Raw genomic sequence first — 26,513 nt, 5'->3', positions numbered from 1 at the left:
AATGAGTGACAACCAGCGCCCGGTTCCGGGGCCCTCCAGCGGCAAGGGGGGCTCCGGCGGCGGTAAGCGCCGGCCGCGGCGCCGGCGCGGGGGCAAACCCGCCGAGCAGCAACAGCAGCAGGGAGACAAGCCGAAGCGGAAGCGGAACAACCGCCGCGGGAAGAACTCCCGCGGCGGGCGCAAACAGCACAATCGTCGCAGGTCGCAGTACCAGCAGCACGATTCGTCGATAGAGACGCGCGACGAGACCTCGGCAGGCGGCCTGGTGGTCTCCGGCATGGCCGAGGCCGTGGGCAAGGACGGCAAGGTGGACATGAGCCGCATCTACGTCGCGCTCATCGGGCGCCTGGACCGCCGCGGGCGGCTGCTGTGGTCCATGCCGAAGGGCCACGTGGAAAACGGCGAGCACCAGTGGGTCACCGCCGAGCGCGAGGTGTGGGAGGAAACCGGGATCACCGGCGAGGCCTTCGACACCCTGGGCACGATCGACTACTGGTTCGTCTCCGACGGGGTACGCATCCACAAGACGGTGCACCACAACCTGCTGCGGTATGTCGACGGCGTGTTCAACGACGAGGACCCGGAGGTCACCGAGGTGGCGTGGGTGCCCATGAGCGACCTGATGGAGCACCTCGCCTACGCCGATGAGCGCAAGCTCGCCCGCATCGCGTACGACCGGATGCCGGATCTGGCCAGGAAGGAAAAGAAGGCCGGAAGGGCAACTCCGCGATGAACCGGTACGCCGCGCTGGCTGCCGTCGTGCTCGCCGCCCCCGCAGTGCCGCTGGCGCCGGACAACCCGGAAGTGACGGAGCAGTGGGCGAACCTGACCGTGCGCCCGTCCGAGGGCGAGCAGGCGAGCGTCGAGGTCGTCGAGGCGCCGCGCTCCGTTTCCGCGCACGACCCGTTTCACGTGAAACTTCGCGTGACCAACCACTCCGGCGACACGCTCGAGGGCTTGAGCGTGGTCCCGCGCCGCGCCTCTGCGGTGGCCACGGTGATGGAGCAGCGCTACGCCGCCATCGCTGGCCCGCAGGAGTATCAGGTGGTGGGGGACGCGCGTGACGTCGATAGGCAATTGGCCCCCGGGGACTCGCTGGAGATCGAGATGGACTTGGGCCTCGACCTGCCGGATGTGGGCACGTACCCCATCATGCTGCAGCTTCTCGACGCCTCCGGTGCCCCGCTCGACACCGACCGCTTCCATATGGGTGTGAGAGGCGTCCGCGACAACGTCCGTGCCGCGGAGCTGACCGCGCTGTACCCGGTGACCGCCGACGTGGACATCCTGCCCGGCGAGACCGGCGAGGCGCCCGAGACGCAGCCGCTGGTCCTGGCGAACGACTCGCTGGCCGGCCAGCTCGCGCCCGAGGGGCGGCTGAGCAAGCTGGTGGACCAGTACATCGAAGCCGCGCAAACACCCGAGGTCGGCTACGCCACCTGCGTGGCGCTGGACCCGGCGCTGATCGACACCGTGGACCGCATGCAACACGGCTACACCGTCGACGACGAACGCCCCGCCGTGGTGGAAGAACCGAAGCGCCTGCGCGACTCCTGGGGAGGGGAGCCCGACCCCGACGGCGAACCCGGCGCCGGCGCGGACGACGCGAAGGTGTGGCTGGACAAGGTGCGCCACATCGCCGCCACCGGCTGCGTGGTGTCGCTGCCGTGGGCGAACGCTGACCTGAACGCCGTGGCGCGCACCGGCGACAAGTGGCTCATGCGTGAGGCCGTGGAGCGCGGGCCGTTCGTGCTGCAGCGCGTGCTGGGCACCGCCGGCACGCTCAACACCGTGGTCACCGGCACGGGCTACGTCGAAAACGGCACCGCGCCGGCGTTGGGCTGGGCGGACCACTCGCGCTCCACCGTCATGGAGGAAGGCATGCAGGCCGCGTGGGAGCGCGCGGAGGCGGCGGGCGTGCAGGAGGAGCACGACGGGTCCGAAAGCGCCCTCGAGCGCGCCGACATGGCGGACCTTTCCGGCGCCGCCGCACCCGCCCCGCAGCAGCCCGTGCGCGTGCTCAGCGCCGCCCCGGGCAGACAGGCCGGCTGGATCGCGCCGGGCGTGATGACGGTGGGCTACCAGTCCTCCCTGGCCACCGTGCTGGCCGCCACTGGCGTGGACCCCGAAACCACCGGCTTTTCAGAAGAGAACCTGCGCTACAACTACGCCGTGGATTCCAAGGCCGCCCGCGACACCAACGCCGCCGCCGCGGTGCGCCTGGCCGCCCAGTCCGCCTGGGTGGCGGGGGATGCCGAGGAGCACCCGGATCCGATCCTGGTTAACCCGCCCGCGAACTGGGACGCCGACACCGCCGCCGCCGTGCTGGGCACCGTGGCGGAGCTGGTCACCGGCGCCGGCGCGCACCCCATGGCGTTCGGCGCCTACCTGGACGCGCCGGTGGATGCCGCGCCGGGGGGTCAGCCCGCGGAGCACACGGACCCGACCGCGTTCACCGACGCGGAGGTGCTGCAGGTGACGCAGCAGGCCGGGTTCATCAACGACCTGACCGGGCTGATGGTGCCGGATTCCAGCATCGCGCTCACGCGCTACGGGTTTACCCTGCCGCTGCGCCGGGACCTGCTGCAGGCGCTGTCCATCGGCCAGCGCCGCTCAATGTCGCGCTATAGCGACGCGGTCGAGGCCACCAGCGAGCGCCTCGGCGCCTCGCGCGCCGCGTTGGGCGACCTTCGCTCGGCGGTGGACCTGATCCCGCCCGGCAACGTCTACACACGCACCTCCAACTCCAGCCCGCTTCTCATCGTGGCCCGCAACGGGCTGCCGCTGCCGGTGGAGACCTCCATCAACTTCTCCGGGCCGGCGGACGCCCGCCTGCACGTGCCCGACGTACTGCGCATCCCGGCTCGCGGGTCGGTCACCGTGCAGATGACCGCGGATTTGCCCGAAACCTCCCGCAGCACAGACCTGAACCTGTACCTGGCCAGCACAAACGGGCAGGCGATCTCCCAGCCGGTGGACATCGCCGTGCGCACCACCCGGTTCACGGTGGGCCGCTGGCTCGCCGTGGCGGCGCTAATGCTGGCCGCCGTGCTGGTGGTGATCGCGGTGCGCGGCGCGCGGGGCAGCCCGCCTTCCGGACGCGAACGGGAACGAGCCAAACAACGTAAGAATCGGAGAACCAAGTGACGGAACAGGGACTGCGCCGGCGCATTGTCGCGCCAGCGCCGCCAGCGCCGGTGCCGGCGCCGCGCGAAACCAAGCCGGCGCGCGAAGAGCTCGAGGACGGCGCGCCGGATAAGTCGCTGCTGACCACCAGCCCCAAGGGCGAGACCATCGCGCCGCCGCAGACCGCCGACACGGTAGCCGCAGGCACGGCGGCAGTCGCTGTAGCCGAGCCCCAGGCAGCCGAGGAAGAACCCGCCGCCGAGGGCGGGGAGAAGGTCGTGCGCGCCACCGGCTCCATGGCCGTCGCCACCCTGATCTCGCGCATCACCGGGTTTATCCGCACCGTGCTCATCGGCGCGGCGCTCGGCGAAGTGGTGGCGGCGTCCTTCAACACCGCCAACACCCTGCCTAACCTGATCACGGAGATCGTGCTGGGCTCCGTGCTCACCGCCCTAGTGGTGCCGGTGCTGGTGCGCGCGGAGAAGGAAGACGCCGACAACGGCGCGGCCTTCATCCGCCGCCTGTTCACGCTCACCCTGACGTTGATGACGGTGGTCACGGTCGTCGCCGTGGCGGCCGCGCCGCTGTTGACCAGGATGATGATGGACGAGGACTCGCAGGGCAACCTCGTCCAAACCACCTCGTTCGCGTTCTTGGTGCTGCCGCAGATCTTTTTCTACGGCATGTTCTCCCTGTTCATGGCCATCCTGAACACGAAGGAGCACTTCCGGCCCGGCGCCTGGGCCCCGGTGGCGAACAACATCGTCTCCATCGCCGTGCTCGTGGCGTATATGGCGCTGCCGGGGCAGCTGAACCCGGCCGCGCCGACGTCGATAAGCAATCCGCACGTGCTGCTGCTGGGCCTTGGCACCACGGCTGGTGTGGTGGTGCAGTGCCTGATCATGCTGCCCGCGCTGCGCAAGCTGGGCATTGACCTGCGGCCGCTGTGGGGCATCGACGAGCGCCTGAAGCAGTTCGGCGGCATGGCGCTGGCGATCATCACCTACGTGGCGATCAGCCAGTTCGGCTACGTCATTACCTCCCGCATCGCGTTCAACGCGGACGCGGCGGCGCAATTCATCTACCAGCAGCACTGGATGCTGCTGCAGATGCCGTACGGCATCATCGGCGTCACCCTGCTCACCGCGATCATGCCGCGCATGTCCCGCAACGCCGCGGACGGCGACGACGCAGCCGTGGTGGCGGACCTGACCATGGGCACGAAGCTGACATTCATCGCGCTGATCCCCATCATCATCTTCATGACGGCGCTGGGCCCCGACATCGCCCACGCCCTGTTCGCCTACGGCTCGTTCAGCCCCGAGGCGGCGCACCTGCTCGGCCAAACCATCTCCGCGTCCTCGTTCACGCTGATTCCGTACGCGCTGGTGATGCTGCACCTGCGCGTGTTCTACGCCCGCGAGGAAGCGTGGACGCCCACGTTCATCATCGCCGGCATCACCGGCACGAAGATCCTGCTCTCCGCCCTCGCGCCGTACATCGCGCAGGACCCCAGCCACGTGGTGGTGCTGCTCGGCGCGGCCAACGGCTTCGGCTTCGTCGCCGGCGCGCTCATCGGCGCGCTGCTTCTGCGCCGCAAGCTGGGCACCCTGCGCGCCGGCGACGTGCTGCGCACCTCCATCTGGGCGGTGGCAGCGGCGCTCGTGGGTGTTGCGGTGATCTTCGGTGTGCGCTGGCTGCTTCGCGACGTCGCCGGCCTGCACCTGCCCGAGGCCCTCGGACGCTTAATCGGTGCCCCCAGCCTGGGCAACCTCATCGAGGTCGTCATGCTCGGAGTGCTGTTTTTGGTGGTCACCGGCCTGGTGTTGTCGCGCTCCAAGCTGCCCGAGGTGCAGAACCTGGGCCGCGCGCTGCAGCGCATCCCGGGCATGAGCCGCATCATCCGCCCGGACGAGGACCGCGCGCTCGAGGTGGGCGAGGCGGACCCGCGGGACGTGTCCAACCAGTTCCTCGCCGCCGACACCTTCAACGCCTCCCCGGTACCGCCACCGATGTCCGCCGGTGTGGTCCGCGGTCCGCGCCTGGTGCCGGGTGCGGGCGTGTCCGACGGGCGCTTCCGCCTGATCCGCGACCACGGCGCCAGCACCGGCGCGCGCTTCTGGCAGGCGCGCGAGGTGGCCACCGGCAGAGATGTGGCGCTGACGTTCGTGGACACCACCGGCTCCGCGCCGATGGCCCCGGCCACCCCGCGCGAGGCTGCGCTGAAGGCCGCCGGCGTGGCGCGGCGCACCCGCAAGATGGCCAAGCTGCACCTGCCCGCGGTGGCCGAGAATATTGAGATCCTGTCCTACCGCTCCGGCGCCCTGGTGGTGGCGGACTGGGTGGAGGGCTCCTCGGTCAAGGCCGTGGCGGAATCCGGCCAGACGCTGCACACCGAGGCCGTGGCAAACGCGCTGGCACCGCTGGCCGGCGCGATGGCGGCGGCGCACGAGGCGGACGTGCCGCTGGGCCTGGACAACCGCCAGCAGCTGCGCATCGACCACGAAGGGCACGTCCGCCTGGCGTTCCCGGTGGTGCTGCCGGACGCCAGCCCGGCCACGGACGCGGAGTCCTTCGCCTCCGCGCTGACGCTTCTGACCAGCAACGTCAGCTCCGACGACCTGGACGACGTCACCGCCCGCACCCGCGCGCTCGTGGACGCGGACGCGGTGGACCAGGCCGCCTTCCGCGACATCGAGCGCGCGCTCTACGAGGCGGCGAACCTGCCGGTGCCCAACGAGGACGCGCCGACGGACGAGATCCCGGTGGTGGAGATCTACGAGCCGGTCGAGCCGGTGGCCGAGCACGTGGAGGACCCGGACGAGCTGCGCGGCGGCTTCGGCGGACGCACCATGGGCCCGGTGACCATCGGCCTGCTCACCTTCGCCGCCGTCATCGCGGCGGTGCTGGTGGGCGTGCTGACCACCTACCTGGTGGACTTCGTCTCCGGTGAGGACGTGGTGGACCGCCCGTCGGCCGCACCCACGACGACCACGCGCGACGCGCGCATGCCGGTGGTCATCGGCCCGCTCGACATGGAGGTCCTGGACGACAGCTCCGTGCAGTTCACCCCCGAGGACGGCTCGACGTTCACGCTGGAGCAGGTGCTTATCGACGCCTCCGGTTCCGCCAACTACACCCTCTACGGCGTGCCGGCAGAGCAGGAGACCGCGCACCCGCCCGTGATCGCGGAAGGCAAGCTGCGGAACGGCCAGATCAGCGCCGACGTGGAGACCACCGAACCGCTGTTGCGCGTGGTGCTGAAGGTGGACGGCGAGACGGATGTGAAGAACGTCTCGCTGGTGGGCCGCGTGGTTGTCCACTGAAATGCGCACCCCGGCCCTAGCCAGGGGGACTAGGGCCGGGGCATAGTGGGGGCAACTGATTTGGGGGGACCATGGACTACATCAACGACCGGCAGCTGGTGGCGAACTACCTGGGAGGGGACCGGCAAGCCTTCACGCTCATCGTGCGGCGGCACCGCAAACGCATGTACTTCGCCGCCCGCAACTTCGCGCGCAACGAGCAGGACGCGCAGGACATTGTCCAGGACGCCCTGTTCAAGGCGGCCCGCAGCCTGCACACCTACCGCGGGGAGGCGAAGCTGTCCACGTGGCTGCACCGCATGACCATCAACGCGGCGATAGACCACCAGCGCAAGAACGGCCGCGCCGGCGCCCAGTACAGCCTGGACGACAACGACCACGTGGACATCGACGCGAACAAATACCTCGCTTACAACCCCATGGAGAACATGGAGCGCACCATGGCCATGCGCCAAGCCCTGGCGGTGCTGCCGCAGGCGCAGCGCAAAGCCCTGTGGCTCATCGACGTCGCGGGCATGAGCGTCGGCGACGCTGCGGCCGAACTCGGGGTGCAACCCGGCACCGTGAAGTCGCGGCGTTACCGGGCGCGAGAGGCCGTCGCCGCGGCGATAGGGGAGGCGGCGCCGGCGCGCTAAGATCTGCAACCATGACTTCCCCCGGCTTCAACTTTGTCACCCCGCAGACCGATGCGGCACCCGCGCCCGCAGCCGCTACCACCAGCACCGACGAGGTGCACGACCTGATCATCGTCGGCTCCGGCCCCTCCGGCTACACCGCCGCCCTCTACGCCGCCCGCGCGGAGCTGAAACCGCTCGTGTTCGAGGGCTACGAGTACGGCGGCGAGTTGATGAACACCACCGAGGTGGAGAACTTCCCCGGCTTCGAGGACGGCATCATGGGCCCGGACCTCATGGCCAACATGCGCGCCCAGGCCGAGAAGTTCGGCGCGGACCTGCGCCAGGAGATGGTGGAGTCCGTGGACTTTTCCGGCGACATCAAAAAGGTCGTGGTGGACGGCGAGGTCTTCCAAGCCCGCGCCGTCATCCTCGCCACCGGCGCCGCCCCGCGCCACCTGGGCATCCCGGGGGAAACGGAGCTGACCGGCCGCGGCGTGTCCACCTGCGCCACCTGCGACGGCTTCTTCTTCAAGGACCAGCACATCGCCGTCGTCGGCGGCGGCGACTCCGCCATGGAGGAGGCCACCTTCCTGACCAAGTTCGGCTCCAAGGTCACCCTGATCCACCGCTCGGAGAACTTCCGCGCCTCCAAGATCATGCTCGAGCGCGCCCGCGAGAACGACAAGATCGAGTTCCTCACCGACACCGTGGTGGACTCCGTGGTGGAGGCGGACGGCAAGGTCGGCGGGCTGAATATCCGCAACACCGTCACCGGCGAGGAAAGCGTACTGGACGCCACCGCACTGTTCGTCGCCATCGGCCACGACCCGCGCTCCGCGTTCCTGGACGGCCAGGTCGCCGTTGACGAGGGGGGCTACGTTGAGGTGGCGGAGCCGTCGACAAGCACGAGCGTGCAAGGCGTGTTCGCGTGCGGCGACCTAGTGGACAAAACCTACCGCCAAGCCATCACCGCCGCCGGCGCCGGCTGCCGCGCCGCGCTGGACGCACAGCACTACCTGGCGGCGCTGTAGACTGTCCGCATGAACGCACCAGTTGATGTGACCCAAGCAACCTTCAAAAACGAGGTCATCGAGGCGGACACCCCGGTGCTCGTGGACTTCTGGGCGGAGTGGTGCGGGCCGTGCCGCAAGCTCTCCCCGCTGCTCGACGAGATCGCCCAGGAAATGGACGGCCAAGTCAAGGTAGCCAAGGTCAACGTGGACAACGAGCGCGCGCTCGGCGCCATGTTCCAGGTCATGTCCATCCCCGCCGTCATGCTGTTCAAGGACGGCAAAAAGGTCGACGAGTTCGTCGGCGTGCGCCCGAAATCCGAGATCGTTTCCAAGATTCAGGCGCAGCTCTAGCGGCGCGTAGACTGACCCTGTCCATCCAACTAGAAAGGCCCGCATGCAAGACATTTTGCGCGTTGGCGACTCCAGCACACGGGTCGCCGAGGTCCGGATGTCCTTAGCCCGCCTGGGCCTGATAGACGGCTACGAGGGCGACATCGACTCCACCCGGCGCTTCTCCGAAGCCGAGATGCTTTACGACGACATCCTGTGCGAAGCCGTCAAAGCCTTCCAACAATCCCGCGGCATCGTGCCCACCGGGACCATCGACTCGGCGACGCTGCGCGAGCTGCGCGAGGCGTCCTACACCCTCGGCGCGCGCGTGCTGAGCTACCAGCCCGGCCAGGAAATGGTCGGCGACGACGTCGGGCAGCTGCAGTCCCAGCTGCACGAGCTGGGCTTTTACCCGCACCGGGTGGACGGCCGCTTCGGTCCGCGCACCTACGAGTCGCTGATGAACTACCAGCTCAACTCCGGGCTGGAGGACGACGGCGTGTGCGGCCCCGACACCCTCCACGCCCTGTCGCTTCTGGGCCGCCGCATCACCGGCGGGTCCGCGCAGGCCATCCGCGAGCGTGAGACCGTGCGCCAGGCCGGCCCGAACCTGACCGGCAAGCGCGTGGTCATCGACCCGGACCTCGGCGGCGCCGACCGCGGCCTGGTCGTCGACGGCCCGTACGGCCCCATCACGGAGGAGGAGATCCTCTGGGATTTGGCCCAGCGCATCGAGGGCCGCATGGTCGCCGCCGGCATGGAAACCATCCTGTCGCGACCCCGAGGCGACAACCCCTCCAACAAGCAGCGCGCCGACTTGGCCAACGGCTTCAAGGCGGACCTGCTCATTTCCCTGCGCCTGGACTCCTACCAGAACGAGAAGGCCAACGGCGTGGCCACCTTCTACTTCGGCTCCGAGAAGGGCAGCTCGTCGTTGACCGGCGAGACGCTGTCGGGCTACATCCAGCGCGAGGTCGCCGCCCGCACCCAGCTGCAGAACTGCCGCAACCACGCCCGCACCTGGGAGATGCTGCGCATGACCCGGATGCCGTCGGTGGAGCTGGTGGCCGGCTACCTGACCAACCCGGGGGACCTAGCCGTGCTCACCGACCCCAACGAGCGCGACGCCATCGCCGAAGCGGTCGTGGTGGCCGTCAAGCGTCTCTACCTACTCGACCACGACAACCGGCCCACCGGCACCTACTCCTTCAAGGAGCTGCTGCGAGAGGAAAAGCACGCCTAGCGGCGGAGTCGCCCGACACTTCGCGGCGGAATCTGTCAGGCAGCCCCTAAACCCCCAGGTCGACGCAAACGGCCGCCGTAATTTGTCAGGAACACCGACTAACCGCCGCTAGTCGGTGCCCTGGATGAGCCCCATGATGCGCTCGAAGTCGTCCTTGTCGCCGAACTCGACCACGATCTTGCCCTTGCGCTTGCCCATGGTCACCGACACCTTGGTGTCCCAGATGTCCGCGAGCGAATCGGCGGCGCGGGTGAGGTACTCCGGCTGCGGGGCGGGCTGGCGCTTCGGCTTATCCGGCACCTTGCCGTTCGAATTGATCAAAGACACGGCCTCTTCCGTCGCGCGGACGGAAAGGCCCTCGGCGACAATGCGGTCGGCAAGCTGGGCCTGGGCGTCGGCGGTGCCGTCGCCAAGCTTGATGCCCAACAGCGCACGGGCGTGGCCCGCGGAAAGCACCCCGGCGGCGACGCGGCGCTGCACGCCCACGGGCAGGTTGAGCAGGCGGATCGCGTTGGTGATCACGGGGCGCGAGCGGCCCAGGCGGTCGGCGAGCTGCTCCTGGGTCACGCCGAACTCGTCGAGGAGCTGCTGGTAGGCGGCGGCCTCCTCGAGCGGGTTGAGCTGGACGCGGTGAATGTTCTCCAAAAGCGCGTCGCGCAGCATGTCCTCGTCGGACGTCTCGCGCACGATCGCCGGGATGTGCTTCAGGCCGGCCTTGGAGGACGCGCGCCAGCGGCGCTCGCCCATGATGAGCTCGAAGCCCTCGGGCGTGTCGCGCACGACGATGGGCTGCAGCAGGCCGAACTCGCGGATGGAGTGGACCAGCTCGGCCAGCTCGTCCTCGTCGAAGACCTGGCGCGGCTGCTTCGGGTTGGGGATGATCTGCCCGACCGGGATCTCCTGGTAGCGCGCGCCGACCGGCACGGGCTGGATCACCTTGTCGCGCTTGGCGGACACTGTCGGGGCACCCTGGACTTTCTTGGGGGCACCCTTTGGTGCGTCGTCAGGCTTGGGTGCTTGCTTGCCAAAAATCACGTCGGAGGCGCCGCCGCCGATGCCCGGGGTCTTGCCGTTTTTGTCGATGTCCGACGGCGCCGACGGGATGAGCGCCGCCAGTCCGCGGCCGAGGCCGCCCTTGCGTTCTGCCATTGGTTACTCCTCCTCGAGCTGGTTGTAGACCTCGGGGCTCACGCCGATCGGGCCGGTGGTGGGGTGCGGCTGGTAGTCGCCGCGGGTGGCCAGCTCCTTCGCCGCGTCAAAGTAGGCCAGGGCGCCGCGGGATCCGGGGTCGTAGTCGATGACGGTCTGGCCGTAGCCGGGCGCCTCGGAGACCTTCACGGAGCGGGGGATGACGTTGTTTAGCACCACTTGACCGAACTGGCCGCGCACCTCGTCGGCAACGTCGGCGGCGAGGCGGGTGCGGGCGTCGTACATGGTCAGCACGATCGCGGAGATGTGCAGGTTGTTGTTCAGGTGCTCGCGGATCATGCCGATGTTGCCCAGCAGCTGGCCCACGCCCTCGAGCGCGTAGTACTCGCACTGAATGGGGATGAGCACCTCATCCACCGCGGTCATCGCGTTGATGGTCAAAAGCCCGAGCGACGGCGGGCAGTCGATGAACACGTAGTCGAAACCGTGCTCGTCCAAAAAGCCGCGGCGGATCTGGTCGTGCAGGCGGTATTCGCGCCGCACCATGGACACCAGCTCGATCTCCGCACCGGCCAGGTCGATGGTGGCGGGGATGCAGAACAGGTTCGGGTTGTCCGGGTGCGGCTGCACGGCGTCGGAGGCCTCGGCCTCGCCGATGAGCAGCTCGTAGCTCGACGTGGTGCCGGAGGTGTGCTCCGCCCCGAGCGCGGTTGACGCGTTGCCCTGCGGGTCCAGGTCGATCACCAGCACTTTCAGGCCCTGCTTGCTCAGCCCGGCAGCCAGGTTCACGCTGGTGGTGGTTTTGCCCACGCCGCCCTTCTGGTTGGCCACGGTGATCACGCGCGGCTGGCCCGGCTTCGGGAGCGTTTCGCTTCTCGACGTCACACGCGCCGCGCGCATCGCCGCCTCCATCACAGGAGTCTCGTCGTAGTTTTCCATCTACGCCCCCTTCTTTCTGCGCTGGATACGGATCAGCGTGGTGGGCTGTTCCAGCACGGTTTCGCCCACGGTGAAGATTTCCGCCTCGCCGCCGCCGGCCTTCGCAATGGCCTTGGCGTCGCGCTCGAGTTCCTCGGCCACGGATTCGCCCTTCATCGCAATCATGTGCCCGCCGCCCTGCAGCAGCGGAATGGACCACCCGGCGAGCTTACCCAGCGGGGCGACGGCGCGGGAGGTGACGGCGTCGAAAGCCGCCTTGGGCTGCTCCTCGGCGCGCCCGCGCACCACGGTCACGTTGTCCAGGCCCAGTTCGGAAACGACCTCGCCCAGGTATGTGGAGCGCTTCAGCAACGGCTCAATCAACGTGATGGAAAGGTCCGGCCGCGCGATCGCCAGCGGGATACCGGGAAGGCCGGCGCCTGAGCCGATGTCCGCCACCTTCAGACCAGGCTCGAACGCCTCCGCGATCACTGCGCAGTTGAGGATGTGGCGCTCCCACAAACGCTCCACCTCTTTGGGCCCGATGAAGCCGCGCTCGGCGGCCGTGGTGGCCAAAGAGCGGTGGTAGGCCTCGGCCAGTCCGAGGCGTTCTCCGAAAACTTGGGCTGCGGCTGCAGGGGAGGTATCCGACATGCACAACACTGTAGTCGGCCCGCCGACATGAAAAAGTCCCGGCCGAAAATGGGCCGGGACTTGTTCGTCGATAAGCAGAAAGTTACTTACCTTGCTTCCGCTGCTTCTTGGTGCGGCGGTCCTTGGTGCGCGCGCCCGGGGCGGGGGCGGTGGTGCGCTTGAGCTCCACCTTGCGCGCCTCCTCGGCGGCCTCTTCTTTGTCCATCTTGTTGTTCAGCCACATGGTCTGGAAGAACGTCCACAGGTTGTTGGTGAGCATGTAGAACAGCAGGCCGATGTGCCAGATCACGCCGGTGGCAAGGATCATGACGGGGAAGAACCACATCATCATCTTGTTCATCAGACCCATCTGGGACTGCATCATCTCGGCCATCTCGCCCTGCGGCTTCGGGCCCTTGCCGGCGGCCTTGCGGGCCTCCTGGCGCTTGACCATAATGCGGGCATTGAGGTGCGTGAACGCCGCACACAGCAGAACCAGCGGCAGGCACACGGCGATGATCTGCGCGCGGGTCAGATCCGCGTTACCGAACGCCGCGAAGGCCTCCTGCGGCATGGACATGTATGCGGACAGCGGCACGCCGAAAAAGTCCGCGTCCAGGAAGGACTGCACGTCTTCCGCCGGGAAGGCGTAGTTCGCGGTGGAGCGGTTCTCCTCCACGGACATACCCAGCTCACTGGTGCGGTTGAAGGAGCGCAGCACGTGCAACAGGCCGATGAAGATGGGCAGCTGCACGATCGGCACGATGCAAGACGACAGCGGGTTGGTGCCGTTTTCGCGGTAAAGCTTCTGCGTCTCCTCGGCGATCTTCTGCTGGTCGCCCTTGTACTTCTCGCGGATTTCCTGCATCCGCGGCTGCATTTCCTGCATTTTGCGCGTGGAGCGCATCTGGTTGACCATCGGCTTGAGCAGCAGCAGGCGCACCGTGCAGGTGAGCAAAACGATGGCCAAGATCCAGGAGATGCCCGAATCCTTGGGGATGACAAAGCCGAGAACCTCGTGCCAGAACCTCAGCACCCAGGAAATCGGCCAATAGATGAAATTCAGCACGTTTCGGTGTTACTCCTCACTCATTTCAATGCTGCCCGGCACTGGGTCGTAGCCGCCGGGGTGCCAGGGCCCGCATTTGCACAGCCTGGCCGCGGCCATTGCGCCGCCGCGCACCGCTCCGTGGCGTGACACGGCTTCGAGCGCATACGCACTGCATACTGGCATAAAACGGCACGTCCCGCCCATCTTAAGGGGTGAGATGTACTTTTGGTAACCGCGAATCAGCGCCACCAGCAGTTTCGCCGCGGGCCCCTTCGCGGCGGGGATTTCGCCACCGGCGAAGTTGAAGTAGGCCATTAGCGCTTCTTCTGCGCTTTGTCCAGGGCTTTTTCTAGGTCGCGCGCGAGCTCGTCGCTCGTTGCGGCGGCGGCGGGTGGCAGGGCGCGGATCACCACGTCGAAGGAGCGCTCAAGCTTATCGACGAGCTCCCGCTCCACCACCACATGCCGCAACTTCCTCGACACGGCATGGCGCGTCACGGCGTTGCCCACCTGCTTGGACACCACCAGCCCGAAGCGCGGCCCGCCCTGGATGACGGGGTCTTTCCGCTGGTGCAGATGCACCATTAACGTGCGAGACCCCGCGCGCACACCCTTCCTCATCGCAACTTTGAAGTCTGCGGAGGAAGAAAGTTTGTGCGGGCGGGGTAACACGCTCGGGTTGAAACTATGCCGTCAGCTTTGCGCGGCCCTTCTTGCGGCGCGCGGAAACGATGGCGCGGCCAGCGCGGGTCTGCATGCGGGCACGGAAGCCGTGCTTGCGTGCGCGGCGACGGTTGTTCGGCTGGAAAGTCCGCTTAGACACGGTGGACTCCTTGTGCAGTCGTGAACAGCCGGCGGCTCGTCAAAGCCTCCCGGGGAAGTGGCCGTTCCAAATGTGAAACGTTGCGTTGAGATTGCGGTTCGGCTCCGAAACTGGAGCGCAGTTCGCGTGCAGCGCCTTCGCCAGCTCGCCTTGATTCAAGCGGCCCGGTGCCCGGCGGGGGCGGTGCTCTCAGATGTACGCCGGTGCAACCGACGTAAAGACGGGGTTAAGACTACGCGAATTTGTGCTCCCCGGCCAAATCAACACGCGCACTTTTTTCCAGGGGCAATCGGGTACCCCCGTAATTACAACAATGTGTTTTTTCGCAGGTGGGGCGGGAAATCCTCCCCGCACCCTGCGAGAGGGCTGGCAGTATGTGGACAGCTGTTCGACGCGGCGGGTTATCCACAAAAACCGGCCCTGGCGAAGTTTCGACAGCCCAAGGTCGGAGCGGGTAACAATAAAGCAATCACCACAATCGCACAGCCCGGGGATGCACAGGGCTGTGGATAACTGTGAAGTACCGGTTGAGACTTTCGCCAAAAACTTGTTATTTGTGCAGGTCAAGGAGGTGTAAATCTTCACACACAGTTATCCACAGGCCGCGTGGACCTTGTGGACAACCCTCGCTGCTAAAGTATCCACACCTGTGGATAACACTGTGGAACAGCAGGTGGCAGCGCGCCGAGCGGGCGAGCGAAGTTGTGGATTGCACATGTAGACAGGAACAGACTGGAGACGACGTTGGCGGACCAACACCTCGAGGACCTGTGGCGCGGCGTCGTCGACGAGCTGCTGCGCCTCTCGGAGCAGGCCACCTCGTCCGTACCCACGCTGACCCCCCAGCAGCGCGCATACCTGCGGCTGATGAAGCCGGTCGTGCTTGTCGACGGCTACGCCCTACTCTCCGCACCCCACCAAGCCGCCAAAAATGTCATTGAGGAGTCCCTTTCTCCCCACATCACGGCACTGTTGTCCTCCCACACCGGCCAGCCCTACGCCCTGGCCGTCTCCGTCGCCGCACCTGAACCGGAGCCGGAGCCCGAACCTGTTCAGCAGCCGGCGCCGACGCCGGAACCCAGCTGGCAGCCCACCCAATCCCACGTTGAAGCGCCGGCGGCGGGGGAGCAGATCCCCATGGGCCTGGACGAATTGGCGCAGATGCATGCTGCCCAGGTGGCAGGGAGCCGTCGAGAAGCAAATGCGCACCCCACCGTGGACCGCCGCATCCCCCGCGAAAAACCCGCGCACGACCCCGACCGCGAAGCCAGCCTGAACCCGAAGTACACCTTCGAAAACTTCGTCATCGGCTCGTCCAACCGCTTCGCCAACGGCGCCGCCGTCGCCGTCGCCGAAAACCCCGCCAAGGCCTACAACCCCCTGTTCATCTGGGGCGGCTCCGGCCTGGGCAAAACCCACCTCCTGCACGCCGCCGGCAACTACGCGCGCGTGCTGCAGCCGGGACTGCGCATCAAATACGTCTCCTCCGAGGAATTCACCAACGACTACATCAACTCCGTGCGCGACGACCGCCAAGAATCCTTCAAGCGGCGCTACCGCAACCTGGACATCCTGATGGTCGACGACATCCAGTTCCTCGAAGGCAAAGAAGGCACCCAGGAAGAGTTCTTCCACACCTTCAACGCGCTGCACCAGGCAAACAAGCAGATCATCCTGTCCTCCGACCGGCCGCCGAAGCAGCTGACCACGCTCGAAGACCGGTTGAGGACGCGCTTCGAAGGCGGCCTGATCACCGACGTGCAGCCGCCGGACCTGGAAACCCGCATCGCCATCCTGATGAAGAAGGCGGCAGCCGACGGCACCCAGGTCGACCACTCCGTGCTGGAGCTCATTGCCTCCCAGTTCGAGTCCTCCATCCGCGAGCTCGAGGGCGCGCTGATCCGCGTGTCGGCCTACTCGTCGCTGATCAACGAGCCGATCACCATGGAAGTCGCCCAGGTCGCACTGCGCGACATCCTTCCCGACGAAGGCGACGTCAACATCACCGCCGACGCCATTAAGGACGCCGCCGCGGAGTACTTCCAGGTCTCCCTGGACCAGCTCGTCGGCGCCGGAAAGACCAGGCAGGTCGCCCACGCGCGCCAGATCGCCATGTATCTGTGCCGCGAACTGACCGAACTGTCCCTGCCCAAAATCGGCGACGAGTTCGGCGGCAAGGACCACACCACCGTCATGTACGCGGATCGCAAGATCCGCAAGGAAATGACGGAAAACCGCGGCACCTACGACGAGATCCAGGAACTCACGCAGGTGATCAAGAACCGCGCCCGCACCCGCGCGCGCTAGTTCGTGCTTTAGGCGGCGGACCCACTCCCATCTCCGCAGACCCTGGGAGCCAAAGCCTGGGATCGTGCGTTTTTCGCGCATTCCCAGGCTTTGGCTCCCAGGGTTTGTCGTTGTGGTGCCTGATGAGGGGCACCGGCAAACCACTTCCGTACCACTCTCCACAGCCCTATCCACACCTGTGTAATTACAGCGATGTGGTTTAGCCAAATGCGTCACATTGTAACCGAAGTCACACAAGCGAAAGCTGGGGACAGTGTGTGCATAACTGGTGGAAGAACGCGGTTCCGTTTGTGTAATTTCAAAGGGCCGGAAAATCTATCCACAGGGTGACGCACTTATCCACAAGTTATCCACAACCCAAATCACACGCGCGACACGCCGTGCCACCGGTGCAAAACCGGCCCAATCCACAGTTTCCCCAACACCTACTGTTGTTCCCCTCTTTACTTCTTGTAATTCAATCTGGAGAAAGAGAGGGTGTGCAATCTCGGCGGCGATCCGGGAGGTGATGCGTCGATAGGCAGAGTGCGCGCGGGCGAAACACAAATGTAGAGTGGTGTCCGATCTGGCTCTGCCCGAAATGCCAAGAATGCCTAAGGAGACTGCGCTGTCATGGACAACAATGTGTCGTTTCGCGTCCATAAGGATGAGCTCGCGGACGCCGCGGCGTGGGTCGCGCGCAGCCTGCCCACCAAGTCGACGCAGCCGGTGCTGCGCGCGGTTGTGATTACGGCCGACGACAACGGCCTGGAGTTCGCGGGCTTCGACTACGAGGTCTCCACCCGCGTGCGCATCGGCGCCGAGGTGAACGAGCCGGGCCGCGTCGCGGTGGCCGGCAAGCTGCTGGCGGACATCGTGGGCACCATGCCGAACGACGCCATCGAGGTCTCCACCGACTCCAAGGTGATGACGCTCAAAGCGCGTTCCTCCCGCTTCGAACTGCCGCTGATCGCGCTGGACGATTATCCGCAGTTGCCGCACCTGCCGGAGGTCACGGGCCGTATCTCCCCGGCGGCGCTCACGGGCGCGGTGACCCAGGTGGCCTCCGCCGCCGGCCGCGACGACACGCTGCCGATGCTCACCGGCATCCACGTGGAGATCGACGGCGAGAATGTCACCCTCACCGCCACGGACCGCTTCCGCTTGGCGCAGCGCCACCTGACCTGGGAGCCGACCAGCCCGGACGTGAAAGCCGACCTGCTCGTCCCGGCGAAGACGCTGCTGGACAACGCGCGCACGCTGGACACCTCCATCGACGACCCGGTGGAGCTCGCAGCGGGCGCGGCCGACAACATCGGCGGCGACGGCCTGTTCGGCCTGCACACCGGCAACCGCGAAACCACCACCCGCATGCTGGATGCGGACTTCCCGAACGTCGCGCCGCTGCTGCCGAAGACGCACACGGCGATCGCGTCGGTGGAGGTCGCGCCGCTTTTGGAGTCCATCCGCCGCGTGAGCCTGGTCGCGGACCGCAACGCGCAGCTGCGCATGCACTTCAAGGAGGGCGAGCTGACGCTGTTCTCCTCCGGCGCGGATTCGGGCGCGGCCCAGGAGACGCTGCAGGCCGCGTTCACGGGCGTGGATGAGCTGCTCATCGCGTTCAACGCGGGCTATCTTCGCGACGGCCTGTCGGTCATCGGCACCGACCGCGTCGTGTTCGGCTTCACGGAGGCCTCCCGCCCGGCGATCATGATCCCGCAGCCGGAGGAGCTGCCGGAGCGCGGCGAGGACGGCACGTTCCCGACCCCGGACACGCACTTCACTTACCTGCTCATGCCGGTTCGCCTGCCGGGCTAGCCCATGCACGTCCGCGAGCTCGATCTGCGTGATTTCCGCTCGTGGCCCGAGCTGAATCTCAAGCTTGAGCCGGGCGTGACCGTTTTCGCGGGCCGCAACGGCCACGGCAAGACCAATATCGTCGAGGCGGTCCACTATTCGTCGAAGCTGTCGAGCCATCGCGTATCGACGGATGCTCCGCTGATCCACGCCGGCGCCGAGAACGCCCGCGTGTCCGCCACCACCGTCAACGACGGACGAGCGCTGACCACACACCTGCTGATCAAGGCGCACGGCGCGAACCAGGCCCAGATCAACCGCACCCGGCTCAAGTCCGCCCGCGAACTGCTGGGCGTGCTGCGAGTGGTGATGTTCTCGCCGGAGGATCTGCGTCTGATCACGGGCGAGCCTGCGGAGCGCCGGAAGTTCCTTGACGACCTCGCCGCTTTAAGGACACCCCGCCTCGGCGGCGCCCGCGCGGACTACGAGAAGGTGCTGCGGCAGCGAAACGCCCTGCTGAAGAGCTCGAACATGGCGCTGCGGCGCGGCTACCAGGACGAGGACGGTGCCAGCGCGCTTTCCACCCTGGACGTGTGGGACGGCCAGCTCGCCGCACTTGGCGCGCAGGTGGTGGCGGGAAGGCTCAGCCTCGTCGACGAGCTCGCCGAGCGCATCACCGAGGCCTACCAGTCCGTCGCCCCGGAGTCGCGCCCGGCATCGGTGGCGTACAGCTCCACGCTCGACCGGGCGGTGACCGAGCTCAACGGCGGGCCGACACGGGACCCGGCGGTGTTCGAGGCCGCCATGCTCGCTGAGCTGGGGCGTCGCCGCAGGGACGAGATCGACCGCGGCGCCACCCTCGTGGGTCCCCACCGCGACGACCTGGCGCTCATGCTCGGCGACCAACCCGCGAAGGGCTACGCCTCCCACGGCGAAACCTGGTCCTACGCGCTGGCGCTGCACCTCGCCGAATACCAGCTTTTGGCCAGCGACGGCACCGACCCGGTGCTGATCCTCGACGACGTCTTCGCCGAGCTCGACGCCAAGCGTCGCGAGCGCCTCGTGCACGTCGCCGCCGACGCGGAGCAGGTGCTGGTCACCGCCGCGGTGGGCGACGACCTGCCCGGCAACCTCGACGACGCCGTCGCCGCGCGCTACGCCGTGACCATGCAGGACGGGGTGAGCGCCATTGAGCGATCTGATTAAGCGCAGCTTCGACACAGTCCGCGCCACCGCGCGCAAACGCGGCCGCCCCCTGCCGGACCTCTCCCGCCAGGGCACCAGCACCATCCCCAGGCGCAATAAACCATCGCTTCACGACGGACCAAAGGCGGGCATCACGGTGCCGGGATTAGACGTGCCGGAGGATCGTCGCAAAGCAAATGTGCGGGGCATCCCCACGGGCCTGGACGGGCGCGCATTGCCGCGCAGCTACAAAGTTTCCTCTTTCTCCAACCTGCTGGGCACCGAAATCCGCAAACGCGACTGGACCGAGAAGATGGCGCACGGCTGGGTCATGGGGCACTGGGCCGAGCTGGTGGGCGAGAAGATCGGCCAACACACACGCGTGGAGATGATCAAGGGCGGCGAAGTGCACGTCACCTGCGATTCCACCGCTTGGGCCACGCAGATGAAGTACATGCAGCGCGAAGTCCTCGCGGCGATCGCGGCGAAGGTCGGGCCGGACGTGGTGACCAAGCTGCACGTGTACGGGCCGAAGACGAAGAGCTGGCGGTACGGGCCTCTGCACGTGAAGGGCCGCGGCCCGCGAGACACGTACGGGTAGGGGCAGGCGAAAAACGCGCGTGAAACGCCCTCTCGCGCGTTGGACACCTCCCCGTTATGGCCCCCTCACCGTGTAATATGGGACAGGTTCAACGGGCCTGAATTACACATTCGGCCCACATTCACGCATGGAGGAGCTTCCCGAAAGTGGCAGAGCAGCAACCCCATTACGACGCGTCATCGATCACCATCCTCGAGGGCCTCGAGGCGGTGCGCAAGCGCCCGGGCATGTACATCGGTTCCACCGGTGTGCGCGGCCTGCACCACCTGGTGTGGGAGGTCGTGGACAACTCGGTCGATGAGGCGATGGCGGGCTACGCCGACCGCGTCGACGTCACCCTGCTGGAGGACGGCGGCGTCGAGGTCGTGGACAACGGCCGCGGCATCCCGGTGGAGATGCACCCGTCCGGCGCCCCGACGGTGCAGGTGGTCATGACCCAGCTGCACGCCGGCGGCAAGTTCGACTCGGAGTCGTACGCGGTCTCCGGCGGCCTGCACGGTGTGGGTATTTCCGTGGTCAACGCGCTATCCACCCGCGTTGAGGCGGACATCAAGCGCGACGGCAAGCACTGGTACCAGAAGTTTGAGATGGCCGTGCCGGAGAAGCTGGAGGAGGGCGGCAACGCCCGCGGCACCGGCACCACCATCCGTTTCTGGCCGGACGCGGAGATCTTCGAGACCGTCGATTTCAACTACGACACCATCTCGCGCCGCCTGCAGGAGATGGCCTTCCTGAACAAGGGCCTGACCATCACGCTGACGGACCAGCGCGTCACGGACGAGGAGTTGGAGCTCGAGGCGATCGCCGAGGAGGGCGACACCGCGGCGGCTATCGACGGCGACTCGTTCGACGACACCACCGAGACCGTCGACGCGTCCGAGGTGGACCAGGACGGCGACGGCGACACGGTGGAGCCGGGCGACGAGGTCGCGCCGGACGTGAAGAAGAAGCGCGAGAAGAAGGTCACCTTCTACTACCCGGACGGCCTGGTCGACTACGTCAAGCACCTGAACAAGTCGAAGACGGCCATCCACCCGACCATCATCGGCTTCGACCAGAAGGGCGACGGCCTGGAGGCCGAGGTGGCGATGCAGTGGAACGGCTCCTTCAAGGAGTCCGTGCACACGTTCGCCAACACGATTAACACCCACGAGGGCGGCACCCACGAGGAGGGCTTCCGCGCCGCGCTGACAAGCTTGATGAACCGCTACGCGCGCGACCACAAGCTGCTCAAGGACAAGGAGCCCAACCTTACTGGCGACGACTGCCGCGAGGGCCTCGCCGCCGTCGTCTCCGTGCGCGTGGCCGACCCGCAGTTCGAGGGCCAGACCAAGACCAAGCTGGGCAACACCGAGGTCAAGGGCTTTGTCCAGCGCGCGGTGAACGAGAACATCTCCGACTGGTTCGACGCCAACCCGGCCGAGGCCAAGGTCATCGTGAACAAGGCGGTGTCTTCCTCCCAGGCCCGCCAGGCGGCCCGCAAGGCCCGCGACCTGGTGCGCCGCAAGTCCGCCACCGACCTGGGCGGCCTGCCCGGCAAGCTCGCGGACTGCCGCTCGAAGGACCCGTCGAAGTCCGAGCTGTTCATCGTGGAGGGCGACTCTGCGGGCGGCTCCGCCAAGGGCGGCCGCGACTCCATGCACCAGGCGATCCTTCCGCTGCGCGGCAAGATCCTGAACGTGGAGAAGGCCCGCATGGACCGCGTGCTGAAGAACGCCGAGGTCCAGGCCATCATCACCGCGCTGGGCACGGGCATTAACGACGAGTTCGACATCGCCAAGCTGCGCTACCACAAGATCGTGCTCATGGCCGATGCGGATGTGGACGGCCAGCACATCGCCACCCTGCTCTTGACCCTGCTGTTCCGATTCATGCCGGAGCTGGTGGAAAACGGCCACGTCTACCTGGCTAACCCGCCGCTGTACAAGCTGAAGTGGGGCAAGGGCGAGCCGGGCTACGCCTTCTCCGACCGCGAGCGCGACGCGCTGCTGGCGGAGGGCCTGGAGGCCGGCCGCAAGATCAACACCGACGACGGCATCCAGCGCTACAAGGGCCTCGGCGAGATGAACGCCAAGGAGCTGTGGGAGACCACGCTCGACCCGGAGACCCGCATTCTGCGCCGCGTGGATATCGAGGACGCCCAACGCGCCGACGAGCTGTTCTCCATCCTCATGGGGGACGACGTTGCGGCCCGCCGCAGCTTCATCACCCGCAAGGCCAAAGACGTGCGCTTCCTGGACGTGTAAGCGCCAAAAAATCAACGCCCCGGCGAATGGTTTCGCTGGGGCGTTGGTGACTTTAGACGTCGTTAAGCAAAACGCTCCACGATCTCACCGAGCTGCGGCAACGACGGCCCCACGATCTTCGCGGCCTTGCCGCGCAGGGTCGAGTACACCTTCTTGATGGCGCCGGGCATGGAATCCGCCTGCTTGTCGCCTGCGTCGAGCATTGCCTTGACGACGTCATCCTCACGGCCCGCCAAGAACTGGCCGAAGTCCTGCTCGCCACTGTTCTTGTAATCGGACCAGTGCGGGTTCAGCTCGTCCACGATCTGCGGGAGGAACTTGTTCACGCCCTTGGAGATTGCGTCGGCGTCGGCCTTCTTGCCCGCGGCGACGGCGGACTTCAGGGCCATGCCGGTGAGGCCGGACTGGCGGGCAACGGTGTCGTCGACAAGAGTGGTGATCTCCTGGACGACCTGGGGGCGCTTGGCTGCGTCGAGCAGCTGGGAAAGATCAGTCATGCCCGTCAGTTTAACGGGAAAAACGGCCGGTGCGGGACCGGCCGTTTTCGGTTGCAGCTCTTCCACCGCAGCACCTCTATTGCCACATCAGTCACATGGCTCTCGTGGGTTCACTGCAACCACAACGCGCACAACCGTAACACAGGCTGTGTGGCGGAGCTAACGCTGGGGGAGGTACTGGTCCACGTAGGACTGCACGAACGCCGTGATCTCCTTCGCCGGAATCAGGCGGTTGCCTTCCGACGAGCCCGGCACCTGCGTCAGATTAAACTGCTCCGCCAGGTTGTCCACCGCCTCGCGCGCCTGCGGCACGAAATCCACGATGAGCTGCACGGCAACCGCCGTCGCGGCCAGCGCGATCGCCAGCGAAATCGGCGCCGAACCCGTGTAGGACCCCTCCAGCGGGCGCTTCTCGGGCGCGGTCACGTCCTTGTCGTAGTCCGGGTAGTAATTCGGCTTGGACGAACCCTTCGAACTCGTCGAGGACAGCTGCGAAATAGCCGTGTCCTGCGCAAACGCAGGGGAGGGGGCGGCGAGGAGGGCGGCGGCCGCCAGCGCCGCAACAGTTTTCTTCATGGGGAACATGTTAGGCGGTGGGGTGGGCTAGCGGGGCCAGAGTCCCATCTGTTCCAGCTGCGGCTTGGCGGCGAACGCCAGCCCGCCGATCGCGGCCAGCACACCAATCACGATGGCGATGATGCCGCCGGTGCTGGAGCCCTCGTCCCGGGGGACGTCGGTCGGGGTTGTGGGTTCGGGGGTCGGCGTCGGTTCTGGTGTCGCCTCTGGGGTGGGTTCTGGTGTCGGCTCTGGTTCGGGCGTGACCTCCGGCTCCGGGTCGGTGACCTTGAAGTTCGCGCTGACCTTCCTGCTGGAGCCGTCCTTGAAGACGACTTCCAGAGTCAGGCGGCTTGCGCGCTCGGAGGATTCGGCATCTGGCTTTGCCGATATGGTCAGGGCACCGGTGGTGCGGTCGACGTGAATTTCGATGCCGTCTCGGTCGGCATGATTCAGATACTTCGGCACGACAATGCTGCCCTCAGGTAATCCCTCAGGCGACAAAGTGACGGTCTCACCGGGGTGCAGCTTCGCATACGGGTAGGTCACTAACACGTTGTGGGCCTGCGGGTTCTCCGGCTCGACCAATCGGAACGGGGCGTCCAGAATGCTCATAGAACCGTCCGGGAAGTGTGCAGCGACACCCACCTCGAAAGAGATGTTGTGCTTGGTGTTGCTTGGGGGAGTCACGATGACCTCACCTGTGGTGCGGGAGACGTCGATAGTCCAGCCCGGCTCGAATTCCCCGAATTGCTCAAACCAGGTGCCCTCAGGGAAGTCTCCTTCGAGCTTCGCAGTAAATGGCCCCGGCGTGGGTGCCTCCACCTTCTTGTACCCCAACTCGGCCCGCTCATTGTCCCACAACCCCGGCTCGCCGATCTCGAACACCGCGGAACCCAGGCCAACGCTCTGATCGCTGTAGGTCACCTCCACCGGGACGAAAAATTGCGAGCCCGAGGTCTTCATGGGCCGCTTCGGGGTCATCGTCACTTCGCCTGTTTGCCTATCGACGTACACGTCGAAGCGCTTGGTCAGGTAGGGGACTAAGTCCTCGCGAAACTTGAAGCTCACGGCATTAGAGGACGAGTCGTCGAACTGCGCTACCGCGGTCTCATCACCCCGCATCACGGTGTGCTCCCAGTACGGGAGAATCCTGTAGTCATCGGGGTTTTCGAAGAAAGCGGCAAGTTCGTCGTAACCCAGCTCGTCGCGCGACTGCTCATCAAGATCCGTCGTCATCAGCGTCACTTCTTTAGTGGCCTCCGAGCCGTCCGGGTAGTGCACCGTCACAGCCGCGGCGGTGTTTGAGCGGAAACGGAGGAAGTCCGTCTGGGTCACGGTGAGGGTGCCCTTGTCGTCCACCTCAGCCTTGAAGTGCTCCGGCGCGACAACGGAGAACGTGGTGCCCTCGGGCACCTCACCCTGAAGCGGCTCCGCTACGGGCTGGTCGAGCGAGGTGTACACCGCGTAGTACTCAACCGGGTATTTCTGGGCCATCTCGCCGAGCTGATCCACCACGCTCACCTGCACCGTGCGCTGTACGGAGCGGAAGCCGTCGCTGACCTTGACGGTGAACATCGTGCGCTCGCCGGGGGAGACGTCGTCTGCGACGCGGATGGTGACTTCGCCGGTGCGCGGTTCCGTCGTAAAGCTATAGCCCAAGTAGTCGCGGTTGCCGGAGAAGCGCACGTCGCTGGAGAACTCGCCCTCCGGCATCACCTTCACCTCCCCGCCCGGGGTGACGCGGACGTCTGGCCAGCTCAGGGAATCGATGCTTTGGACCTGGGTGGTCTCCGCGAGCGCGTGGGGGACAGTTGCGCCGCCGCACACCAGCGAGGCAGCAGTGGCGACGGCGACGGCCGCGCGGCCGAATTTTTTGGCAGACATGGGAAGCCTTTCGGAAAACAATGCGGGATGAGCAGCAGTATACGCCTTGAGCTGGGGAAAGCACGACAACTCAGCCGCTGCCTGAGAGGGAACCGCCGGGCGGTTGCGAGCGTCTAACTAGCCATGACCCACCTCTACAACGGCATGGCCACCACTGCCGGCGCGTTGCTCTACGCGAACCCGGGGCGTCTCCTACCTGGAATGACCAGCGTGAACGGGAAGTTTCAGGTGCCGCGCCACGTGCTGCGCCCGGACAGCGTTGTCATCCGCGATTCCGTCCGCCACCCGCGCCAGGTGCGTTACCCTGTCCCTGCCGAGTACCGCGCGGCCGCCCACGCGCTCACGCACCCGGGCACCACAGTTGCCGGTTTCGGCGCGCTGGCGCTCTACGGGCTGCCGTACCTTGTGGACGCGCACGACACTGTCCTGATCTCGCCCACGTGCGGGCGCAAGAAGTGGGGGACCCAGTTCGCTCCTACCATGATAAGAAAACCCCTACGACCAGGGGAGACGTGGCATGTTCTGTGCCGCGGCGAGCACATCAAGGTTGCCGCGCCACCAGTGGCGGCGGCGCAAGCGCTCAAGCTCATCCGCACAAAGCAGTGCTCGTGGCCCGTGCATGCACCTGAGGACGAAGAGGTGTTTCTGCGCGCGGTCCAGCTCGTCGACGCATGCCGCAGATTCCTCGGCATCTCCCCTGAGGAAATCGCCGAATCGGGGCACAACCGTGTGGCTACCCGGTGGCTCGCGTCGGTGCTCAAGGCGTCGAGCGCGCGCGCTGATTCGCCGAAAGAGACCGAGATGCGGTTTTTGGCCGCCAAGGTGGCCAAGGAATTCGACCTCCGGTTGGAGGAGCAGGTTGAGTTTCACGCCGACGGGCGGCCGCTCACCCGCGCCGACCTGGGGTTCCCGGAAGCGCGGCTGGCGTTGTTCTACGACGGCATCCATCACGAGGAACAGAAGCAACGAATCTATGACAACACCGTCGACCGGGAGCTTGCGGTCCAGCAGTGGACTCCTCTGCGGTACACGCAAAACACGCTGGGATTGTTGGTTGGCCAGCTGCGGGTCATCCTCACCCAGCGCGGTTTTGTACGAATCGACAACAAACCCTCTCTGTCAGGCTGGTTGTGAACAACGATCCGTAGGAGGTTTTGTTCATGACTTTGCTCGATGTTCCAGTGTTGATCCCGGAGCCGGACGTGCTGTCCGAGGCAGCTTCGGTCGGTGG

General features: G+C 66.5%; 23 protein-coding genes. 13 read left to right on the top strand and 10 right to left on the bottom strand.

Annotated features, from left to right (window positions below):
- Nucleotide 1: 1 nt before the first annotated feature.
- From MHX64_RS07365 to MHX64_RS07335, 7 genes are all read left to right on the top strand, one after another.
- Entirely contained in the window at nt 2-733 is a 732-nt protein-coding gene (locus MHX64_RS07365; protein ID WP_239356567.1) for an NUDIX hydrolase, read from the top strand.
- Complete coding sequence (locus MHX64_RS07360; RefSeq protein WP_239356568.1) at nt 730-3,147, top strand: DUF6049 family protein; 2,418 nt, start codon at nt 730-732, stop codon at nt 3,145-3,147. The genes MHX64_RS07365 and MHX64_RS07360 overlap by 4 nt, the downstream gene beginning before the upstream one ends.
- Entirely contained in the window at nt 3,144-6,452 is a 3,309-nt protein-coding gene (murJ, locus tag MHX64_RS07355; RefSeq protein ID WP_370642096.1) for a murein biosynthesis integral membrane protein MurJ, read from the top strand. The genes MHX64_RS07360 and murJ overlap by 4 nt, the downstream gene beginning before the upstream one ends.
- A 71-nt stretch (nt 6,453-6,523) precedes the next feature.
- Complete coding sequence (locus MHX64_RS07350) at nt 6,524-7,087, top strand: sigma-70 family RNA polymerase sigma factor (RefSeq protein WP_239356569.1); 564 nt, start codon at nt 6,524-6,526, stop codon at nt 7,085-7,087.
- Between the two features lie 11 nt (nt 7,088-7,098).
- Nucleotides 7,099-8,100, top strand: coding sequence for a thioredoxin-disulfide reductase (gene trxB, locus MHX64_RS07345; protein WP_239356570.1), 1,002 nt, complete (start codon nt 7,099-7,101; stop codon nt 8,098-8,100).
- A 9-nt stretch (nt 8,101-8,109) separates the two neighbouring features.
- Complete coding sequence (gene trxA / locus MHX64_RS07340) at nt 8,110-8,433, top strand: thioredoxin (RefSeq protein ID WP_239356571.1); 324 nt, start codon at nt 8,110-8,112, stop codon at nt 8,431-8,433.
- Nucleotides 8,434-8,476: 43 nt separating this feature from the next.
- Nucleotides 8,477-9,655 (top strand): N-acetylmuramoyl-L-alanine amidase, encoded by a 1,179-nt coding sequence (locus tag MHX64_RS07335; RefSeq protein WP_239356572.1) that lies wholly within the window; start codon nt 8,477-8,479, stop codon nt 9,653-9,655.
- A gap of 108 nt (nt 9,656-9,763) precedes the next feature.
- Here MHX64_RS07335 and MHX64_RS07330 read toward each other — a convergent pair whose 3' ends face one another.
- From MHX64_RS07330 to rpmH, 7 genes are all read right to left on the bottom strand, one after another.
- On the bottom strand, nt 9,764-10,804 hold the full coding sequence (locus tag MHX64_RS07330; RefSeq protein WP_239307369.1) for a ParB/RepB/Spo0J family partition protein: 1,041 nt from the start codon (nt 10,802-10,804) through the stop codon (nt 9,764-9,766).
- Nucleotides 10,805-10,807: 3 nt separating this feature from the next.
- The gene (locus tag MHX64_RS07325) at nt 10,808-11,743 is read right to left on the bottom strand and encodes a ParA family protein (RefSeq protein ID WP_239356573.1); all 936 of its coding nucleotides are present in this window, start codon (nt 11,741-11,743) and stop codon (nt 10,808-10,810) included.
- Nucleotides 11,744-12,376: a 16S rRNA (guanine(527)-N(7))-methyltransferase RsmG gene (rsmG, locus tag MHX64_RS07320; protein ID WP_239356574.1), complete on the bottom strand. Its 633-nt coding sequence runs from the start codon at nt 12,374-12,376 to the stop codon at nt 11,744-11,746.
- A gap of 82 nt (nt 12,377-12,458) precedes the next feature.
- The gene (gene yidC / locus MHX64_RS07315) at nt 12,459-13,424 is read right to left on the bottom strand and encodes a membrane protein insertase YidC (RefSeq protein ID WP_239307366.1); all 966 of its coding nucleotides are present in this window, start codon (nt 13,422-13,424) and stop codon (nt 12,459-12,461) included.
- A gap of 9 nt (nt 13,425-13,433) precedes the next feature.
- Nucleotides 13,434-13,721, bottom strand: a complete 288-nt coding sequence (gene yidD, locus MHX64_RS07310; protein ID WP_239356576.1) for a membrane protein insertion efficiency factor YidD — start codon at nt 13,719-13,721, stop codon at nt 13,434-13,436.
- Nucleotides 13,721-14,077 carry a ribonuclease P protein component gene (gene rnpA / locus MHX64_RS07305; protein ID WP_239356578.1) on the bottom strand — a complete coding sequence of 119 codons (357 nt, stop codon included), beginning with the start codon at nt 14,075-14,077 and terminating at the stop codon, nt 13,721-13,723. Before rnpA ends, yidD begins: the two co-directional genes overlap by 1 nt.
- Nucleotides 14,078-14,090: 13 nt before the next feature.
- A complete protein-coding gene (rpmH, locus tag MHX64_RS07300; RefSeq protein WP_034996682.1) occupies nt 14,091-14,228 on the bottom strand; it encodes a 50S ribosomal protein L34 in 138 nt (45 codons plus the stop codon).
- Between the two features lie 744 nt (nt 14,229-14,972).
- Between rpmH and dnaA the strand changes: the two genes are divergently transcribed.
- The 5 genes from dnaA to gyrB all read left to right on the top strand — a co-directional run bounded on the left by dnaA (nt 14,973) and on the right by gyrB (nt 22,343).
- Nucleotides 14,973-16,535 (top strand): chromosomal replication initiator protein DnaA, encoded by a 1,563-nt coding sequence (gene dnaA, locus MHX64_RS07295; protein ID WP_239356580.1) that lies wholly within the window; start codon nt 14,973-14,975, stop codon nt 16,533-16,535.
- Between the two features lie 612 nt (nt 16,536-17,147).
- Complete coding sequence (gene dnaN, locus MHX64_RS07290; RefSeq protein ID WP_239356583.1) at nt 17,148-18,332, top strand: DNA polymerase III subunit beta; 1,185 nt, start codon at nt 17,148-17,150, stop codon at nt 18,330-18,332.
- A 3-nt stretch (nt 18,333-18,335) separates the two neighbouring features.
- Nucleotides 18,336-19,517, top strand: a complete 1,182-nt coding sequence (gene recF, locus MHX64_RS07285; protein WP_239356585.1) for a DNA replication/repair protein RecF — start codon at nt 18,336-18,338, stop codon at nt 19,515-19,517.
- A complete protein-coding gene (locus tag MHX64_RS07280) occupies nt 19,501-20,097 on the top strand; it encodes a DciA family protein (RefSeq protein ID WP_239356586.1) in 597 nt (198 codons plus the stop codon). The genes recF and MHX64_RS07280 overlap by 17 nt, the downstream gene beginning before the upstream one ends.
- A 146-nt stretch (nt 20,098-20,243) precedes the next feature.
- The gene (gyrB, locus tag MHX64_RS07275; RefSeq protein WP_181889410.1) at nt 20,244-22,343 is read left to right on the top strand and encodes a DNA topoisomerase (ATP-hydrolyzing) subunit B; all 2,100 of its coding nucleotides are present in this window, start codon (nt 20,244-20,246) and stop codon (nt 22,341-22,343) included.
- 62 nt (nt 22,344-22,405) lie between these two features.
- Here the strand turns inward: gyrB and MHX64_RS07270 are convergent, their stop codons facing one another.
- The 3 genes from MHX64_RS07270 to MHX64_RS07260 form a co-directional block, all read right to left on the bottom strand.
- The gene (locus MHX64_RS07270; protein ID WP_239356587.1) at nt 22,406-22,840 is read right to left on the bottom strand and encodes a hypothetical protein; all 435 of its coding nucleotides are present in this window, start codon (nt 22,838-22,840) and stop codon (nt 22,406-22,408) included.
- A gap of 159 nt (nt 22,841-22,999) precedes the next feature.
- On the bottom strand, nt 23,000-23,416 hold the full coding sequence (locus MHX64_RS07265) for a hypothetical protein (RefSeq protein WP_239356588.1): 417 nt from the start codon (nt 23,414-23,416) through the stop codon (nt 23,000-23,002).
- Between the two features lie 27 nt (nt 23,417-23,443).
- Nucleotides 23,444-25,282, bottom strand: coding sequence for a YPDG domain-containing protein (locus MHX64_RS07260; RefSeq protein ID WP_239356589.1), 1,839 nt, complete (start codon nt 25,280-25,282; stop codon nt 23,444-23,446).
- A gap of 123 nt (nt 25,283-25,405) precedes the next feature.
- On the opposite strand from MHX64_RS07260, the gene MHX64_RS07255 reads away from it, so the two are divergent.
- Nucleotides 25,406-26,416 carry an endonuclease domain-containing protein gene (locus MHX64_RS07255; protein ID WP_239356590.1) on the top strand — a complete coding sequence of 337 codons (1,011 nt, stop codon included), beginning with the start codon at nt 25,406-25,408 and terminating at the stop codon, nt 26,414-26,416.
- Nucleotides 26,417-26,513: the final 97 nt, after the last annotated feature.

It is taken from the genome of Corynebacterium sp. ACRPZ, from assembly GCF_022346205.1.
Classification (GTDB): domain Bacteria; phylum Actinomycetota; class Actinomycetes; order Mycobacteriales; family Mycobacteriaceae; genus Corynebacterium; species Corynebacterium lehmanniae.
Note: the sequence above shows the minus strand (reverse complement) of the source record. Positions and strands in the feature narration are given on the sequence as shown.